The sequence below is a fragment of the Streptomyces sp. BL1 genome (genome assembly GCF_057628045.1).
This window is the reverse complement of sequence record NZ_JBXYWZ010000002.1, coordinates 5247611-5266099: the sequence shown is the minus strand read 5'-3', so window position 1 is coordinate 5266099 and position 18489 is coordinate 5247611. Positions and strand designations below refer to the sequence as shown.

Here is an 18489-nt window from a genome sequence, read left to right as displayed (position 1 = left end):
GTGGTCGCGGGTGGGGGTGGGGGTGTAGGGGGCGCCCCGGGACAATAGAGCGTGATTTTCGGGCCGTGCACAGCCAATGTGGGCCCGGCCCGAACATGACCGGGGGCGCGGCCCGTAAATCATGCGTCCCGGGGTCCCCCGGAGCCACCACCCCCACCCCCGCACACCGGCAAACCCCGCCCCCACCCGCACCACAGCACCGCACAGCGCGAGCGCCCCCGCACGCCGCGAACCCCCACCTCACATCGCAAGCTCCGACGCGTACGGCGGCCGCGCCCCCGCGCGGCTGCACGTGATCGCCGCCGCGCGCGCCGCGAAGGTGAGGACGTCGCGCCAGTCCTCCTCGCCGAGCGCCCGCACCGCGTCGGGCGTCAGCGCGCCGCCCGCGTGCGCGTCGAGCCGGTGCAGGAGCGCCGCGTTCACCGTGTCGCCCGCGCCGATCGTGTCGGCCACGTCGACCCGTACGCCCGGCACGTTCACCTCGCCGCCGTCGGCGGTGTGCACGGTCAGCCCGTCACCGCCGCGGGTCAGCACGACCGCGGCGGGCCCGGCGGCCAGCCATTCCTTGGGTGTGCCGCCGAGCCACTCCGCGTCCTCCTCGGAGAGCTTCAGCAGTCCCGTGTGGGGCAGCCACGCGCGGAACCGCTCCCGGTACGCGTCGGCGTCCGGGATGATCCCGGCACGGATGTTGGGGTCCAGCGCGGTGAAGACGCCGCGCCCCGCGGCGTCCCGCATCAGCTCCTCGTACGCGCTCGCGCCGGGCTCCAGGACCAGCGAACAGGTGCCGAAGGAGACGGCGCGGGTGCCCTGGGGCAGCGCGTCGGGGACGGCGAACAGCCGGTCGGCGGTGCCGTCGACGTAGAAGGAGTAGCCGGCGGATCCGTCGGCGCCGATGGTGGCCACGGCGAGCGTGGTCGGTTCGCTGCCGCGCTGGACGTACGAGGTGTCGACGCCCGCGTCGCGGAGCGCGCCCAGCAGCGCTTCGCCGAAGTTGTCGGTGGAGACGCGCGAGCAGAAGGCGACGGGTGCGCCGAGCCGGCCGAGCGCGACGGCGGTGTTGAACGGGCCGCCGCCCAACTGCGGGGCGAGTGCGGGCATTTCGCCGCTCTCGTCGCCCGCGTTCTGCGGTACGAGGTCGATCAGGGCCTCACCGGCGACGACTATCACGAAGGTTTCCTTTCGGACCGCTGTCAGGACGTACGGCTGGCGCACGGGGCGCGTACCGGAGTAGCGCCTCAGGCATTGTGCCCCACGTCTCAGCGGGCCCCGCCCGCCAACCCCGGCGGCCCGTCAACCCCGGCGGCCCGTCAGTCCAGCCGACCCGTCAGCAGGCGCAGCCGTCAGCCCCAGCGGCCCGTACGCCCCATCAGCAGCGCCGTCGCCGCCGTGCCGGCGGTGGAGGTGCGCAGGACGCTCGGGCCCAGCCGGTACGGCTTCGCGCCGGCTTCGGCGAAGGCGGCGAGTTCCTCCGGGGAGACGCCGCCTTCGGGGCCGACGACGAGCACCAGCTCGCCGTCGGCGGGAAGCGGCGCGGAGGCGAGCGGTTCGGCGCCCTCCTCGTGCAGCACGGCGGGCAGCGCGGCGCGCGACAGCAGTTCGCAGACCTGCTTGGTGGAGGCGAGGTCGGCGACTTCGGGGAAGCGCATGCGGCGGGACTGTTTGCCCGCTTCGCGGGCGGTATTGCGCCATTTGGCAAGGGACTTGAGGCCGCGTTCGGCCTTCCACTGGGTGACGCAGCGGGAGGCGGCCCACGGCACGATCGCGTCGACGCCGGTCTCGGTCATCGTCTCGACGGCGAGTTCGCCGCGGTCGCCCTTGGGCAGTGCCTGGACGACGGTGAGCCGCGGCCGGGGTTCGGGCTCGGCGCGTACGTCGGTGACCTCGACCTCCAGCCGGTCCTTGCCCTCGACGGAGGTGACCGTGCCGTACGCACCCGTCCCGGCGCCGTCGGTGAGCACGAGCTCCTCGCCCGCGCGCAGCCGGCGTACGGATACCGCGTGCCGTCCCTCGGGGCCGTCCAGTACGACGGTGCCGAGGGCCAGTTGCGCGGGGTCGGCGAGGAAGACGGGGGCGGTCACGCGGGGCCGCCCGGGGAGAGGGCCATGCCCTCGCGGGCCACGGCCAGTTCGGCGGTGAGCACCTCCATGAGCTGCGCCGCCGGCAGTTCGCGGGCCATGCGGTGACCCTGGCCCGCCCACAGCGCCATGCCCTGCGGGTCGCCGGCCTTCGCCGCGGCCTTGCGCAGCCCGGAGGTCAGGAAGTGGAGCTCCGGGTAGGCGGCCGGCGCGTACGGGCCGTGTTCGCGCATGAAGCGGTTGACCAGGCCGCGTGCGGGGCGGCCCGAGAAGGCGCGGGTCAGTTCGGTGCGGGTGAAGAGGGGGCTCGTCATGGCCTGCTTGTGCAGCGGGTTGGCGCCCGACTCGGGGCACACCAGGAAGGCGGTGCCCATCTGCGCGGCGCTCGCACCGGCGGCCAGGACGGCGGCGATCTGGCCGCCGCGCATCAGCCCGCCGGCCGCGATGATCGGAAGCTGCACGGCTTCCTTGATCTGGGTGACCAGCGACAGCAGTCCGAAGCTGCTGCCGGGGCCGTCGCCGTGCGGGTCGTCGCGGTGGGTTCCCTGGTGGCCGCCGGCCTCGACGCCCTGGACGACGACGGCCGCGGCGCCGGCCCACTCGGCGGCCTGGGCCTCGGCGACTGAGGTGACGGTGACGACGGTGACGGTGCCGAGCCGCGCGAACCGCTCCAGCACGCTGCGCACCGGGCAGCCGAAGTGGAAGGAGACGACGGGCACCGGGTCGTCGAAGAGGATGGCCAGCTTCGCCTCGTACGCGTCGTCGCCGTCACGGTCGGTGTCGCCGAGCGCCGTCTCGTACCAGGCGGCCTCGCCGGCGAGCTGGTCGCGGTACACCTCGACGGCGGCCGGGTCGCTGGTGGGCGGCTGCGGCATGAAGAGGTTCACGTTGAACGCCGCGGAGGTCAGCCCCCGCAGCTGTTTGATCTCCTCGTACATCGCCTCGGGCGTCTTGTAGCCCGCGGCGAGCGACCCCAGACCGCCGGCCTCGCTGACGGCCGCGGCCAGCTCGGGACAGGAGACCCCGCCGGCCATCGGTGCCTGCACGATGGGGTGATAGATCAGCTCGGAGAGCTTGCTCAGCGCGGACGACATGGCCACATCCTGTCACGGTCGCCGCATGCGAATACGCCGAGGGCCCCGGGGAGTCCCCGGGGCCCTCGGCGTGGAACGAACCGCTCGTCAGCGGCCGTTGAAGGCGTCCTTGAGGCGGTGGAACAGGCCCTGCTGGCCCGGCTGGAACTGGCCCTGGGGGCGCTCCTCGCCGCGCATCTTGGCGAGCCGGCGCAGCAGCTCCTCCTCCTCGGCCTCCAGGCCCGTCGGGGTCAGCACCTCGACGTGCACGATGAGCTGGCCTCGGCCGCCGCCGCGCAGGTGCTTCACACCGCGCTCGTGCAGCGGCACCGACTGGCCGGACTGCGTGCCGGGCCGGATGTCGACCTCTTCCATGCCGTCCAGCGTCTCCAGCGGCACCTTCGTGCCGAGGGCCGCGGCCGTCATCGGGATGGTGACCGTGCAGTGCAGGTCGTCGCCGCGGCGCTGGAAGACCGGGTGCGAGTTCTCATGGATCTCGACGTAGAGGTCGCCGGCGGGGCCGCCGCCGGGGCCGACCTCGCCCTCGCCCGCGAGCTGGATGCGGGTGCCGTTGTCGACGCCGGCCGGGATCTTCACGGTCAGCGTGCGCCGCGACCGGACGCGCCCGTCTCCGGCGCATTCGGGGCAGGGGGTCGGCACGACGGTGCCGAAGCCCTGGCACTGCGGGCACGGCCGCGAGGTCATGACCTGGCCCAGGAAGGACCGGGTGACCTGCGAGACCTCACCGCGGCCTCGGCACATGTCGCAGGTCTGCGCGGAGGTGCCGGGGGCCGCGCCCTCGCCGGTGCAGGTGTTGCACACGACGGCGGTGTCGACCTGGATCTCCTTGGTCGTGCCGAACGCGGCCTCGTCCAGGTCGATGTCCAGCCGGATCATGGCGTCCTGGCCGCGCCGGGTGCGCGAGCGCGGGCCGCGCTGCGAGGCGGTGCCGAAGAAGGCGTCCATGATGTCGGAGAAGTTGCCGAAGCCGCCGCCGAAGCCGCCCGCTCCGCCGCCCGCGGCGCCGGAGGCCGGGTCACCGCCGAGGTCGTAGACCTGCTTCTTCTGCGGATCCGACAGCACCTCGTAGGCGGTGTTGATCTCCTTGAAGCGGTCCTGGGTGTCCGCATCCGGATTGACGTCCGGGTGCAGCTCGCGCGCCAGCCTGCGGAAAGCCTTCTTGATCTCGTCCTGCGAGGCGTCGCGCTGAACGCCGAGGACCGAGTAGTAGTCCGTCGCCACTTACGACTCCGCCAGGATCTGTCCGACGTACCGTGCCACTGCGCGTACAGCTCCCATCGTTCCGGGGTAATCCATGCGGGTCGGTCCGACCACGCCGAGTTTGGCGACTGCCTCGTCGCCCGAACCGTAGCCGACTGATACGACAGATGTGGAACTCAGGCCCTCGTGAGCGTTCTCATGCCCGATCCGTACGGTCATGCCCGGATCCTTTGCCTCGCCGAGCAGTTTGAGGAGCACGACCTGCTCCTCGAGTGCCTCCAGCACCGGCCGGATGGTCAGCGGGAAGTCGTGGCCGAAGCGCGTGAGGTTGGAGGTGCCGCCGATCATCAGGCGTTCCTCCGTCTCCTCGACCAGCGTCTCCAGCAGCGTCGCCAGGACGGCCGAGACGGTGCCCCGGTCGTCCGCGTCGAACGCCTCCGGCATGTCCTGCACCAGCGAGGGCACTTCCGTGAACCGCTGTGCGACGACCCGGCTGTTCAGCCGGGCCCGCAGGTCGGCCAGGGTGGCCTCGCCGATGGGGGCCGGGCAGTCGATGAGGCGCTGCTCGACGCGTCCGGTGTCGGTGATCAGGACGAGCATCAGCCGGGCGGGCGCGAGTGACAGCAGTTCCACGTGCCGCACTGTCGAGCGGGTGAGTGAGGGGTACTGGACGACGGCGACCTGCCGGGTCAGCTGCGCGAGCAGCCGCACCGTACGGCCCACCACGTCGTCGAGGTCGACGGCGCCGTCCAGGAAATTCTGGATGGCGCGCCGCTCGGGCGAGGAGAGGGGCTTGACGCCTGCCAGCTTGTCGACGAAGAGGCGGTATCCCTTGTCGGTGGGGACACGGCCCGCGCTGGTGTGCGGCTGGGCGATGTACCCCTCCTCCTCCAGTGCGGACATGTCGTTCCGCACCGTCGCGGGAGAGACCTGAAGGTTGTGCCGCTCCGTCAGGGCCTTGGACCCGACGGGCTCTTCCGTGCCGACATAGTCCTGGACGATGGCGCGCAGCACCTCGAGCCTGCGTTCGTTGAGCATCTGGCGCACCTCCCGTCCGGCCGCTGCTCCGGTCTTCCAGTTCTGGCACTCTCACCGGGGGAGTGCCAACTTCCCCTGAGCCAGTGTACGGCCGGTCGTCCTGGCCGGGGCAAGGTGGCCCGGACCGACGTGCCGGACCGACGGTATCGCGCCGCAGCGGGCGGCTGCGGATAGCGTCGTTGTATGGCGGCACGATGTGAAGAGGCAGAGCAGTCCCGGTGGGAGCGGCCGGCCCCCGGCGTGTGGCGGCGGAGGCTGCCGCACTGGGATGCGACGGCCGGTGCCGTGGCCGGCTCCGACGGACTGCTGGTGATCGACACGGGGGCCTCGCTGCGGGAGGGCGCGGAGATCCGCACCGGCCTGCGCGAGCTCACCGGACTCCCGGTGCGGCACGTGGTGCTGACGCATCCGCACTTCGACCACGTACTGGGCACGGCGGCGTTCGCGGGGGCACGGGTGTACGGCGCCGACGGGCTCGCCGGCCTGCTCGGCAGCTCCGCGGAGCGGGAGGCGCTGCGCGCCTCGGCCGCCGCGCACGGGGCGGAACCGGAGGCGGTGGCCGAGGCCCTCGACGTGCTGGTGGTGCCGCGGTATCCGGTCACGGACGAGCTGAGCGTGGACCTGGGCGGACGCGCGGTGCGGCTGGTCGCCATGGGGGCCGCGCACTCGCCGTACGACCTGGTGGTGCTGGTGCCGGGTACGGAGGGGGCGCCGCCGGTGGTGTTCTGCGGAGATCTGGTGGAGGAGTCGGGTGCGCCGCAGGCGGGTTCCGACGCGAGCCCCGCGCGGTGGCCGGACGCGCTGGACCGGCTGCTGGAGTTGGGCGGCGAGGACGCGGTGTATGTGCCGGGGCATGGCGCCGTTGTCGGCGCGGACTTCGTGCGGGCTCAGCGGGACGAGTTGGTGCGGCGCGCCGGCTGACGCTTCGTGCTTGTGCGGCGGTTCGTGTGGCGTGTGCGGCTTGCGCTGTGGTTTGCGCAGTTCCCCGCGCCCCTTATCTGCGCCGTTCCCCGCGCCCCTTGTTCGCGCGTGCCCCTTGCCTGTTGGCGGGGGACGCCGGTGAAGAATGGCGGTATGCGCAGCCGTGAATATGACGCAGATCTGACGCCGCCGTGGAAGAAGCCGCAGGCCGTTCCCGAGGTGCCCGCCGACCCCGAGCTGGTCGTGGAGGAGGTGACGACCGGCTTCTGCGGTGCGGTGATCCGCTGTGAGAAGTCGGCGCAGGGCCCGGTGGTCACGCTGGAGGACCGCTTCGGCAAGCACCGGGTGTTCCCCATGGAGCCGCGCGGGTTCCTGCTGGAGGGGAAGACCGTGACGCTCGTACGTCCGCAGGAGGGCGCGGCTCAGGCGGGCCCGCGGCGTACGGCGTCCGGGTCCGTCGCCGTGCCGGGGGCGCGGGCGCGGGTCGCACGCGCCGGGCGGATCTACGTGGAGGGCCGGCACGACGCGGAGCTGGTGGAGCAGGTGTGGGGCGACGACCTGCGGATCGAGGGCGTCGTCGTCGAGTATCTGGAGGGCGTCGACGATCTCCCGGCGATCGTGCGGGAGTTCGGGCCCGACGCGGAGGCGCGGCTGGGTGTGCTGGTGGACCATCTGGTGCCCGGTTCGAAGGAGTCCCGGATCGCGGCGGAGGTCACCGGCGAGCACGTGCTGGTGTGCGGCCATCCGTACATCGACATCTGGGAGGCCGTGAAGCCGTCCTCGCTCGGCATCGCGGGGTGGCCGCGGGTGCCGCGCGGGCAGGACTGGAAGACGGGCGTGTGCCGTGCGCTGGGCTGGGAGGAGAACACGGGCGCCGCGTGGCGGCGGATCCGGGGCGCGGTGCACTCGTACAAGGACCTGGAGCCGGAGCTGCTGGGGCGGGTCGAGGAGCTGATCGACTTCGTGACGGCTCCGTAGGGGCGGGGCGGCGGGGCGGGCTTCCGCGCGCGTGCCGGACAATGGGACGCATGCCCTCCGTACTGCCCGACGGCGAACCCGTGCCCGACGACGGCTCGCTCCCGCCCGAGGCCCTCGGCTCCACCGCGCCGCTGGGCTTCTATCTGCACGTGCCGTACTGCGCGACGCGCTGCGGCTACTGCGACTTCAACACGTACACCGCGGACGAGCTGCGCGGCCGGGACGGCGCGGTCGCGTCTCGCGAGAACTACGCGCGCACGCTGGCCGGGGAGATCCGGCTGGCGCGCCGCGTGCTCGGGGACGATCCGCGGCAGGTGTCGACGGTGTTCGTCGGCGGCGGTACGCCGACGCTGCTGCCCGCCGAGGACCTGACGTACGTGCTGGGCGTGATCCGTGAGGAGTTCGGGCTGGCCGCGGACGCGGAGGTCACCACGGAGGCCAACCCGGACTCCGTCACCCCCGAGTCGCTGGCCGGGCTGCGCGCGGGCGGCTTCAACCGGATCTCCTTCGGCATGCAGAGCGCCCGGCAGCACGTGCTGCGGGTGCTGGAGCGCACCCACACGCCGGGGCGGCCCGAGGCGGCGGTCGCGGAGGCCCGCGCCGCGGGCTTCGACCACGTCAACCTCGACCTGATCTACGGCACGCCCGGCGAGTCCGACGACGACTGGCGGGCCACGCTGCGCGCCGCGCTGGGGGCGGGCCCCGACCATGTGTCGGCGTACTCGCTGATCGTCGAGGAGGGGACGCGGCTGGCGGCGCGCATCCGGCGCGGCGAGGTGCCGATGACGGACGACGACGTACACGCAGACCGCTACATCATCGCGGACGAGATGCTGTCGGCGGCGGGTCTGACCTGGTACGAGGTGTCCAACTGGGCGCTGGACGGCGACCCTTCGGCCCGGTGCCGGCACAACGAGCTGTACTGGACGGGCGCCGACTGGTGGGGCGCGGGTCCCGGTGCGCACAGCCACGTCGGCGGGGTGCGCTGGTGGAACGCCAAGCATCCGGCGGCGTACACGCAGGCCCTCACGGCGGGCCGGTCGCCCGGCGCGGGCCGTGAGCTGCTCACCAGTGAGGACCGGCGGGTCGAGCGGATCCTGCTGGAGCTGCGGCTCGTGGAGGGCTGCCCGCTCGAACTGCTCGCCCCGGCCGGGGCGAAGGCGGCACGGGCCGCGCTGGACGACGGGCTGCTGGACGCGGCGGCGTACGAACAGGGCCGCGCCGCCCTCACGTTCGCCGGCCGGCTGCTCGCCGACGCCGTGGTCCGCGACCTGGTGGACTGACCGGCCGGGCGGCTCAGCTCTCCGGGAGCCGGAGGACGAGCAGGGCGAGGTCGTCCGTCGGCGGTTCGGCGGCGAAGGCGTGCACGGTGTCGCGCACGCGGTGGGCCGTACCGGTGGCGTCGAGGTCACGGCACTCGGAGAGGATCGCGGCGAGCCCGTCCCCGTCGTCGAACTGCCGCCGCCCGGCGCGCCGTTCGGTCACCCCGTCGGTGACGCACAGCAGCGTCTCGCCCGGCGCCAGCGTGAACGTCTGGCTCTCGTACGCCACGTCCTCGACGACGCCCAGCAACAGCTGCGGCACGGCCGGAGCGCGCACCTCTCCCCCGGCGGAGCGCACCAGCGGGAGCGGATGTCCGGCGCACACGAGCGTGCACTCCGCGCCGCCGCCGTCCGCCGGGGAACGCAGCACGAGTTCGCCGTAGACCAGGGACAGGAACCGGGCCTGCTCGCCCACTTCACGGTTCAGCCGGTTCAGCACCTCCGGCACCGAGTACCCCTCGCGGGCCAGCAGCCGCAGTACGGGGCGGGCGAGGCCGGTGACGAGGGCGGCCTCGGGGCCGTTGCCGCAGACGTCGCCGAGGGCGAACCGCCAGTGTCCGTCGGCGGTGCGGAAGAAGTCGTAGAAGTCGCCGCCGGCCCAGGACCCCTCGCCTGCCGGTTCGTAGACGACGGCGGTGTCGACGCCGGGGATGGCGACCTCGCCCGTGGGCAGCAGTCCGCGCTGCAGCACCTTGCTGATGGTGGCCTGCCGGGTGTAGCGGCGGGCCGAGAGCACGGCGAGGGCGACGCGGCGGGCGAAGTCCTCGACTATGGCGAGGACTTCGCCCGCGACCTTGGTCAGCCCGGCGCGGCCGATGGCGAGTGAGCCAACGGTTCTGCCGCCCGCCACCAGGCCGCACGTGACGGCGGCGCCGCCCGGCCCGTACGCCGAGGCCTCGCCCGGCCAGGGCAGCGGAACGGCCTGTCCGGGCACCGCCGAGAGCGTCCGCGGCGGCAGCTCCGCCTGCAGCGCGGCCCGCAGTTCGTGCAGCCGGTTCTCCTGCGAGTGCCACACGCGGGCCAGCCGGGGCGGTCCCGGATCCCCCGGCGTGTCCAGCCAGACGGCGCACCAGTCGGCGAACCGCGGCACGAGCAACTGCCCCGCCAGGGAGGCGACCATGTCCTCGTCGGTCTGCCCTGCCAGCATGTCGGACGCCTCGGCCAGGAAGGACAGCGCGCCGTGGCTGACCCAGTACGGGCCGGACCGCGGCGCTCCCGTGCGGCGGTCGACGGGGGCGAGCAGCGCACCGTGGTCGACGCCGGAGGGCGTCTCTCCGTACGCGTCCCGGCCGGGCTGCGGGAGTCCGGTCCCGGCGCCCTCCGGCTCCATGCGGAACCAGACGGTCTTGCGCGTCCGGCGGTAACTGATGCCCCACTCGGCGGCTATGCCGGCGACGAGCTGCAGCCCGTGCCCGTACGCGGCGTCCGCTCCGGGGCGGCCCCGGGTGGCGACGGCCCGCGCCGGATGGCCGTCGGAGACCTCCGCGAGGAGGGTGCCCGCCTCGTCGCGGCACTCCAGCTCGACGGCGGTGCCCGCGTGCACCACGGCGTTCGTCACCAACTCGCTGACGAGCAGCACCGCGTCGTCGGCCGGCGCCCCTTTCATCCCCCAGCCGTCGAGGGCGGCCCGCACGAACGTGCGGGCGGCGGACGCCGCGAGGGAGTTGCCCGGCAGCTCGGTGCGGACGGTGCGGTGCGGGCCTTCGGCGGGGGCGGCGGGTCCGACAGGGGCGGAGAGGGCGGCCGTTGAGCCCGCGGAAGCGGCCGGAGCTGCGGCGGAGGGCATCCCGCCGGGCGGCTCGGCGGGCCGGGCCGCAGGTGCGGTCAGGGGCTGCGCGGGACGTGACGGGGGCGCGGCACCGGCCGGTGGCTGCACGCCACCGGCCCCCTCCGTGGCAGCCGCTCGCTGCCTTGGCATCGTCCCCACGTGCAACTCCCAGGAGTTCTGTCATTGGGTCCAGCGCGGTACCGCAAGAGTGACAGACTGACGGCGCTCGTACGCACCGAGTTACGGAAGTGGTGGCTGTCCATGGCTGCAGAAACCGCCGCGCCTCCCGGGGAACACGCCGGGGACACGTGGGTGCGCGCTTCCGAACTCCGGCCCGTGCTGCACGCGCTGCACTCGCTGCGGGACGGCGACTTCACCGCACAGGTTGCCCTGCCGGAAGCCGCCGGCCTGGGCATTCCCGCGCAGCTGGCGCGCGCCGTGAACGATGTCGCGGCGCGCTCCCGGCATTTCTCGGGTGAACTGCGGAATGTGCACAGGGGCATACTGCGGCACGGCAGGACGGACGAGCGGCTGAGCGAGAGCCCCGGCAGGGGGGAGTGGGCGGACTCGGTGCACGCCGTCAACGCGCTCCTTGACGCCCTCCTCGCCACCCGTGCCGACGCGACCCGGGTGTTGTCCGCCATCGCCGACGGCGACCTGTCCCAGCGCGTGCAGCTGTCCGAGTCCGGCCGCCCCGTCCGCGGCGAACTCCGGCTGCTGGGCCGCACGGTGAACCGGATGACCGATCAGCTGTCCCTGTTCACCAGCGAGGTGACCAGGGCCGCGGAGGAGGACGGCGAGGGCGGCCGCCGCTCCGCGGCCAGCGCCCCGCACACCACCACGAGCGGGCTGTCCGGCAGCTGGCGGGACGCGGCCGAGGCGGTGAACCGGATGGTGTCCGACCTGCGCGAGACCACCCGCGCCAAGGAGTGGCTGGAGTCCAACATCACCCGGCTGGCCGCCCTGATGCAGGGCCGCCGGGACATCCGGGACGTGGCCGAGCTCATCATGCGGGAGCTTCCACCGCTGGTGGACGCCCAGTTCGGGGCGTTCTACCTCGCCGGGTCCCCGGAGGCCGAGGCCGCCCCCGAGCCGGCCCGGCTGTCGTACGTCGCCGGGTACGGCACGTCCCTGTACCGGGTGGGCGAGCGGCCGCTGCCGGGCACACCGGGCAGCGGGCTGATCGCCCAAGTCGCCTCGCAGCGCCGCCGGGTGCTGCTCACCGAGGTGCCGCCCGGCTATCTGCCGATCGCCTCCGGGCTGGGGGCCGCCGCGCCGGCCTGTGTGGTGATCCTGCCGGTGCTGTACGAGGAACGTGTTCTCGGCGTGGTCGAGCTCGCCTCCTTCAGTACGTTCAGCGACATCCACCTGGCCTTCTTCGACCAGTTCGTGCACACCATGGGCGTCGCCCTGCACACCGTCCGCGCGAACACCGAACTGTCCGAGAAGGCCGCCCTGCTGGCCGCCTCCTCGCAGTACAAGTCGCAGTTCCTGGCGAACATGTCGCACGAGCTGCGCACCCCGCTGAACTCCCTGCTCGTGCTCGCCCAGCTGCTCGCGGACAACGAGTCGGGCAATCTCTCCGACAAAGAGGTCAAGTTCGCGCAGACGATCTACCGTTCGGGCAACGACCTGCTCCAGCTGATCAGCGACGTGCTGGACCTGTCGAAGATCGAGGCGGGCCGGATGGACGTACGCCCGCAGCGGCTTCCGCTGCTGAAGCTGCTCAACTACGTGCACGAGACCTTCCGTCCGCTCGCCCTCGACCGCGGCCTCGGCTTCTCCGTGACCGTCGCCGAGAACGCGCCCCGCGATCTGCACGCGGACGAGCGGCGGATCCAGCAGATCCTGCGCAATCTGCTCTCCAACGCCTTCAAGTTCACCGCCGAGGGCACCGTCGCCCTGCACGTCGCGCTCGTGGACCGGGAGGAGGACGGCGAGAGCGGGGACATGCTGGCCTTCACCGTGTCCGACAGCGGCATCGGCATCGACGCCGACCGGCTGCCGCACATCTTCGAGGCGTTCCAGCAGGCCGAGAGCTCCACCCACCGTACGTACGGCGGCACCGGGCTCGGGCTGTCCATCAGCCGCGAGCTGGCCGCGCTGCTCGGCGGCCGCATCACGGCGGAGAGCGATCCGCACCGGGGCAGCTCGTTCACGCTGTACGTACCGGCCGCGAACAGCTGCGAGGAGGCGGGCGCCACCGCGGTGCCCGCGAAGGACCCGGCGGACGTGCCCGCGGAGCCGGAGGCGGCCACGCTTCCCGTTCCCTCCGTCCCCGCACAGGACTTCCCCGCGCAGGACCTCCCGGCGCGGGGCCTCCCCCGGCAGGACGGCGGCGCGCAGGACCTCCCCGCGCAGGAGCCTCCCGCTCAGGACGCCGGCGGGGTGGCACGCGACGAGGTGCCGACCCTCGGCCCCTGGCAGCAGGGTCGGGCGGCCGAAATCCTGGGCGGGGCACGGGTGTTGATCGTCGACGACGACATCCGCAACGTCTTCGCCCTCACCCACGTGCTGGGCCGGGTCGGCATGGCGGTGCGCTATGCCGAGAACGGCCGCGACGGCATCGACAGTCTCGACCGCGACCCCGTGGTCGACCTGGTCCTGATGGACATCATGATGCCGGTGATGGACGGCTGCGAAGCCATGCGCGCGATGCGCGCCGACCCGCGCTTCGCGCAGCTGCCGGTGATCGCCCTGACCGCCCAGGCGATGCCCGGCGACAGTGAACTTGCCCTGACCGCGGGCGCGTCCGCATACGTGCCGAAGCCGGTCGACACCCGCCGGCTCCTCGACACGGTGCTCGCGCTGCTCGACCCGCAATCTTCCACGAGGCAGAAATGACCCAAGGGACCACGGACACCGCCCCGCACGGCGACGCGGGCATCCTGCTCGTCGACGACATGGAGGACAACCTCGTCGCCCTGGAAGCCGTGCTGGGCGCGCTGGACGTGCCGCTCGTGCGGGCCACTTCGGGCGAGGAGGCGATGAAGGCGCTGCTGCGCCAGGAGTTCGCGCTGATCCTGCTCGACGTGCTGATGCCCGGCATGGACGGCTTCGAGACCGCCTCGCACATCAAGCGGCTCGACCAGACCAAGGACGTGCCGATCATCTTTCTGACCGGCGCGGAGTCGGCGGCCGACGCCGGCTACGCCTTCCGCGGTTACGCCTCGGGCGCCGCCGACTATCTGACCAAGCCCTTCGACCCGTGGGTGCTGCGCACCAAGGTGTCGGTCTTCCTCGAACTGCACCGCAAGAACCGGCAGTTGGAGCGGCTGCTCGCGGTCGAGCGCGGCCGCCTCGACGAATTCGCCGAGCGGCTCGGCGCGGTGGAGCGGCAGCTGTCCGGCGAGGCCGCGGAGCCGAGCTCCGACGAGGACGGCGGGACCGGCCCGGTGCCGGACGCGGCGGAGCTCGCGCAGCACGTCGCCCGCATGGCCGACGTGCTGCGCGAGCTCTCCGAGCGGCTGCCCGGCCGGATGCCGTGAACCGGGCCGGGCAGACCGCGTGCGGACGGGCGGGCGTCAGGCCTCGCGGGAGCCCGCGTACATCTCCTCGATCAGGTCGCCGAACTCCCGCTCCACGACGGGGCGCTTGAGCTTCAGGCTGGGCGTGAGCTCGCCGTGCTCCACGTCCAGGTCGCGCGGCAGCACCCGGAACTTCTTGATCGTCTGCCAGCGCTGCAGCGTGCCGTTGAGCTGCTCGATGTACTCGTCCATCAGCTCGCGCACCGCGTCGGAGGTGACGACCTCGGAGTACGGCTTGCCCTTCAGGCCCTCCTGCTCGTCGGCCCAGGCCTGCAGGGACGGCTCGTCGAGGGCGATCAGCGCCGTGCAGTAGTTCCGGTCGGCGCCGTGCACCAGGATGTTGGAGACGTACGGGCAGAGCGCCTTGAACTGGCCCTCGACCTCGGCCGGCGCGATGTACTTGCCGCCGGAGGTCTTGATCAGGTCCTTCTTGCGGTCCGTGATCTTCAAGTAGCCGTCGTCGGACAGCTCGCCGATGTCGCCGGTGTGGAACCAGCCGTCGTCCTCCAGGACTTCGGCCGTCTTCTCCGGCAGGCCGTGGTAGCCCGCCATCACGCCGGGGCCGCGCAGCAGGATCTCGCCGTCCTCCGCGATCCGCACCTCGGTGCCGGGCAGCGGCTTGCCGACGGTGCCGGTGCGGTAGGCCTCGCCGGGGTTGACGAAGCTGGCGGCGCTGGTCTCGGTGAGGCCGTAGCCCTCCAGGATGTGGATGCCGGCGCCGGCGAAGAAGAAGCCGATGTCCGGTGCCAGCGCGGCCGAGCCGGAGACGCAGGCCCGCAGCCGGCCGCCGAACGCCTCGCGCAGCTTGGCGTAGACGAGCCGGTCCGCGACGGCGTGCTTGGCCTTGAGCCCGGCGGGCGCGGTGTTCCGGCCGGTGCGGCGGAAGTTGTCCTGGGTGACCTTCGCGTACTCGCGGGCGACGCCGGCCGCCCACTGGAAGATCTTGTACTTGGCGGGGCCGCCGGCCTTCGCCTTCGCCGCCACCCCGTTGTAGACCTTCTCGAAGATCCGCGGCACGGCGGCCATGTACGTCGGCTGCACCACCGGCAGATTCTCGATGATCTTGTCGATCCGGCCGTCGACCGCGGTGACGTGCCCGACCTCGATCTGGCCCGCGGTGAGCACCTTGCCGAAGACGTGCGCCAGCGGCAGCCAGAGGTACTGCACGTCCTCACTGGTGACGAGGCCCGTCTGCGCGATGGCCTTGGCCATGTACGACCAGCAGTCGTGCGGCAGCCGGACGCCCTTCGGCTTCCCGGTGGTACCGGAGGTGTAGATGAGCGTCGCCAACTGGTCGGCGCGCAGCGCCTGCACCGTGTTCTTGATGGCCTCCGGGTTCTTCTCCCGGTAGACGGCGCCGCGCCGCTCCAGCTCCTCGAGGGTGAGCACCCAGCCCTCGGGGTCCTCCCCCGCGCCCTCCTCGGACCCTTCCGGGTCGATGAGCACGACGTGCGCCAGGTGCGGGAGTTCGGCGCGCCGCTCCCGTACCTTCGCGAGCTGCGAGACGTCCTCGGCGATCAGCACGCGGCTGTCGGAGTCGGCGAGGATGTACGCCGTCTCCTCGGTGTTGGTGCTGGGGTAGACCGTGGTGGTGGCCGCGCCCGCGCACAGGATTCCGAGGTCGGCGAGGATCCAGTCGACGCGGGTGTTGGAGGCGATGGCGACCCGCTCCTCGGGGTTCACCCCCAGGTCCATCAGGCCGGCGGCGATCCCGAAGACGTGCCGGGCGGCCTCGCCCCAGCTGTAGGAGCGCCATTCGTCGGGGCCGTCCCCCGAGGCGGGCGGCACGGGATAGCGGTAGGCCTCCGCCGCGGGCGTGGACTCGACCCGCTCCAGGAAGAGTGCCGCCACGGAGGGCGGGCGGTTCTCGGTCATGGGTTGTGCGTCGCTCACGACATCCTCCGGGCCCAGCAGCACCATTGCTTGATGACTCACGAGTAACTCTTGAGTGCCGGTCAGCCTAGGCGTCCGAGTCCGCTGATGTAAGGGGAGGGCCGTCGTCGGAACACGAGCACTCCCGGATCACCCCGCGATCGTCACACGGCGCAGGACAGCACTCCGCCCCCGCGCCCCGGGAACACCGGGACAACGGGGGCGGACGGGGCGGAGCGGGCTACTTCTTGGGCTTCGTCTCGCCGCCGGTGCTGTCGTCGGTGGAGAGCGCCGCGATGAAGGCTTCCTGCGGGACCTCGACCCGGCCCACGACCTTCATCCGCTTCTTGCCCTCCTTCTGCTTCTCCAGCAGCTTCCGCTTCCGGGAGATGTCGCCGCCGTAGCACTTGGACAGCACGTCCTTGCGGATCGCGCGGACCGTCTCGCGGGCGATGACGCGGGCGCCGATCGCCGCCTGGATGGGCACCTCGAACTGCTGCCGCGGGATGAGCTCGCGCAGCTTGTTCGCCATGCGGGTGCCGTACGAGTAGGCCTTGTCCTTGTGCACGATCGCGGAGAAGGCGTCGACCTTGTCGCCCTGCAGCAGGATGTCGACCTTGACCAGGTCGGCGTTCTGCTCACCGGACGGCTCGTAGTCGAGGGAGGCGTAGCCGCGGGTCTTGGACTTCAGCGCGTCGAAGAAGTCGAAGACGATCTCGGCGAGCGGCAGCGTGTAGCGCAGCTCCACCCGGTCCTCGGACAGATAGTCCATGCCCTGCATGTTGCCGCGGCGGCTCTGGCACAGCTCCATGATCGCGCCGACGAACTCGCTGGGGGCGATCAGCGTCGCCTTCACCATCGGCTCGGTGACCTTGTCGGTCTTCCCCTCGGGGAACTCGGTCGGGCTGGTGACGATGTGCTCCTCGCCGTCCTCCATCGTCACGTGGTAGATCACGTTCGGCGCCGTGGCGATCAGGTCGAGGCCGAACTCCCGCTCCAGGCGCGCCCGGATGACCTCCAGGTGCAGCAGGCCGAGGAAGCCGACGCGGAAGCCGAAGCCGAGCGCGGCCGAGGTCTCCGGCTCGTACGTCAGCGCGGCGTCGTTGAGCAGCAGCTTGTCGAGCGCGTCGCGCAGCAGCGGATAGTCCGAGCCGTCCATCGGGTAGAGCCCCGAGAACACCATCGGCTTGGGGTCCTTGTATCCGGGCAGCTGCTCCGTCGCGCCCTTGTTCAGCCGGGTGACGGTGTCACCGACCTTGGACTGCCGGACGTCCTTCACACCGGTGATCAGATAGCCGACCTCGCCGACGCCGAGGCCCTCGACCGGGGTCATCTCGGGCGAGTTGGTGCCGATCTCCAGGAGCTCGTGCTGCGCCCCTGTGGACATCATCCGGATCTTCTCGCGCCTGCCGAGGTAGCCGTCGACGACCTTGATGTACGTGACGACGCCGCGGTAGGCGTCGTACACCGAGTCGAAGATCATCGCGCGGGCCGGGGAGTCCGCCTCGCCGACCGGGGCCGGCACCAGCTTGACGACCTCGTCCAGCAGCTCCCCGACGCCCTCGCCGGTCTTCGCCGAGACCTTCAGCACGTCCTCCGGCTCGCAGCCGATGAGGTGCGCCAGCTCGGCGGCGAACTTCTCCGGCTGCGCCGCGGGCAGGTCGATCTTGTTCAGCACCGGGATGATCTGGAGCTCGTGCTCCATCGCCAGATAGAGATTGGCGAGCGTCTGCGCCTCGATGCCCTGTGCCGCGTCGACCAGCAGGATGCAGCCCTCGCACGCGGCGAGGGACCGGGAGACCTCGTACGTGAAGTCGACGTGGCCCGGGGTGTCGATCATGTTGAGGACGTGCGGGCTGTCCTTGGCGTCCGTGGGCGCCCAGGGCATGCGTACGGCCTGGGACTTGATCGTGATGCCGCGTTCGCGCTCGATGTCCATCCGGTCGAGGTACTGGGCACGCATCTGCCGGTCCTCGACGATCCCGGTGAGCTGGAGCATCCGGTCGGCAAGCGTCGACTTGCCGTGGTCGATGTGCGCGATGATGCAGAAGTTACGGATCAGCGCCGGGTCGGTACGGCTCGGCTCCGGCACGTTCGATGGGGTCGCGGGCACTCAGGGTCCTGTCGGGTCGCTGCGTCGGTCACGTCGGTGCCCCCATGGTCCCATGCGCGAGGGGCTCCGCCGGGATTGGGAGGCGGGAGAGGGCCGCTGGTAGGCTGGGCCACTGTGCCTGCTGCCGGTTCCCTCGCAAGAGAGCGCCGGTCGGCAGGGTCTCTGAACGGAAATCATCGAACCGTAAAGGCTCTTTCGTGGCGAACATCAAGTCCCAGATGAAGCGGATCAAGACCAACGAGAAGGCGCGCCAGCGCAACAAGGCGGTCAAGTCCGAGCTGAAGACGGCCATCCGCCGTACCCGTGAGGCCGTCGCCGCCGGCGACAGCGCGAAGGCCCTCGAGGCCCAGCGTCTCGCGGACCGCAAGCTCGACAAGGCCGTCAGCAAGGGTGTTCTGCACAAGAACAACGCGGCCAACAAGAAGTCGGCCCTCGCCAGCAAGGTCGCCTCCCTCAAGGGCTGACCCGCTCTCATCGGCCGGCGCGGTCCACGGCGGGCCCTCTCATTCCGCCGCGCGCCGACCTCTGGCTCACAGCTCTTCTGTGAACAGGCGCCGCACGCGGCCTGCGTTCGCCACGCG

Annotated in this window: 14 protein-coding genes; 6 read left to right on the top strand and 8 right to left on the bottom strand. The window is 72.1% G+C overall.

The genetic code is table 11. The features are described from left to right. Positions 1-240: 240 nt before the first annotated feature. From AC3AGO_RS23075 to hrcA, 5 genes are all read right to left on the bottom strand, one after another. Complete coding sequence (locus AC3AGO_RS23075) at positions 241-1167, bottom strand: carbohydrate kinase family protein (RefSeq protein WP_487822128.1); 927 nt, start codon at positions 1165-1167, stop codon at positions 241-243. 173 nt (positions 1168-1340) lie between these two features. Beyond that, the gene (locus AC3AGO_RS23070; protein WP_487822127.1) at positions 1341-2078 is read right to left on the bottom strand and encodes a 16S rRNA (uracil(1498)-N(3))-methyltransferase; all 738 of its coding nucleotides are present in this window, start codon (positions 2076-2078) and stop codon (positions 1341-1343) included. Further along, entirely contained in the window at positions 2075-3169 is a 1095-nt protein-coding gene (locus AC3AGO_RS23065; protein ID WP_487822126.1) for a nitronate monooxygenase, read from the bottom strand. The genes AC3AGO_RS23070 and AC3AGO_RS23065 overlap by 4 nt, the downstream gene beginning before the upstream one ends. Positions 3170-3256: 87 nt before the next feature. Next, positions 3257-4390 (bottom strand): molecular chaperone DnaJ, encoded by a 1134-nt coding sequence (gene dnaJ, locus AC3AGO_RS23060; protein WP_487822125.1) that lies wholly within the window; start codon positions 4388-4390, stop codon positions 3257-3259. Then, positions 4391-5407, bottom strand: a complete 1017-nt coding sequence (hrcA, locus tag AC3AGO_RS23055; protein WP_487822124.1) for a heat-inducible transcriptional repressor HrcA — start codon at positions 5405-5407, stop codon at positions 4391-4393. Positions 5408-5590: 183 nt separating this feature from the next. Between hrcA and AC3AGO_RS23050 the strand changes: the two genes are divergently transcribed. The 3 genes from AC3AGO_RS23050 to hemW all read left to right on the top strand — a co-directional run bounded on the left by AC3AGO_RS23050 (position 5591) and on the right by hemW (position 8589). After that, entirely contained in the window at positions 5591-6328 is a 738-nt protein-coding gene (locus AC3AGO_RS23050) for an MBL fold metallo-hydrolase (protein WP_487822123.1), read from the top strand. Between the two features lie 153 nt (positions 6329-6481). After that, positions 6482-7306, top strand: a complete 825-nt coding sequence (locus tag AC3AGO_RS23045) for a DUF3097 domain-containing protein (protein WP_487822122.1) — start codon at positions 6482-6484, stop codon at positions 7304-7306. Positions 7307-7356: 50 nt separating this feature from the next. Continuing rightward, complete coding sequence (gene hemW / locus AC3AGO_RS23040) at positions 7357-8589, top strand: radical SAM family heme chaperone HemW (RefSeq protein WP_487822121.1); 1233 nt, start codon at positions 7357-7359, stop codon at positions 8587-8589. A gap of 13 nt (positions 8590-8602) precedes the next feature. Here the strand turns inward: hemW and AC3AGO_RS23035 are convergent, their stop codons facing one another. Continuing rightward, complete coding sequence (locus tag AC3AGO_RS23035) at positions 8603-10414, bottom strand: SpoIIE family protein phosphatase (RefSeq protein ID WP_487824775.1); 1812 nt, start codon at positions 10412-10414, stop codon at positions 8603-8605. A gap of 243 nt (positions 10415-10657) precedes the next feature. Between AC3AGO_RS23035 and AC3AGO_RS23030 the strand changes: the two genes are divergently transcribed. Both AC3AGO_RS23030 and AC3AGO_RS23025 read left to right on the top strand, forming a co-directional pair. Then, the gene (locus tag AC3AGO_RS23030) at positions 10658-13240 is read left to right on the top strand and encodes an ATP-binding protein (RefSeq protein ID WP_487822120.1); all 2583 of its coding nucleotides are present in this window, start codon (positions 10658-10660) and stop codon (positions 13238-13240) included. After that, entirely contained in the window at positions 13237-13884 is a 648-nt protein-coding gene (locus AC3AGO_RS23025) for a response regulator (RefSeq protein ID WP_487822119.1), read from the top strand. Before AC3AGO_RS23030 ends, AC3AGO_RS23025 begins: the two co-directional genes overlap by 4 nt. A gap of 36 nt (positions 13885-13920) precedes the next feature. On the opposite strand, the gene AC3AGO_RS23020 is transcribed toward AC3AGO_RS23025, so the two are convergent. Then, complete coding sequence (locus AC3AGO_RS23020) at positions 13921-15816, bottom strand: AMP-dependent synthetase/ligase (protein ID WP_487824774.1); 1896 nt, start codon at positions 15814-15816, stop codon at positions 13921-13923. A gap of 220 nt (positions 15817-16036) precedes the next feature. Continuing rightward, positions 16037-17908: a translation elongation factor 4 gene (lepA, locus tag AC3AGO_RS23015; RefSeq protein ID WP_487822118.1), complete on the bottom strand. Its 1872-nt coding sequence runs from the start codon at positions 17906-17908 to the stop codon at positions 16037-16039. A 197-nt stretch (positions 17909-18105) separates the two neighbouring features. Between lepA and rpsT the strand changes: the two genes are divergently transcribed. Then, complete coding sequence (gene rpsT, locus AC3AGO_RS23010; RefSeq protein ID WP_487822117.1) at positions 18106-18372, top strand: 30S ribosomal protein S20; 267 nt, start codon at positions 18106-18108, stop codon at positions 18370-18372. Positions 18373-18489: the final 117 nt, after the last annotated feature.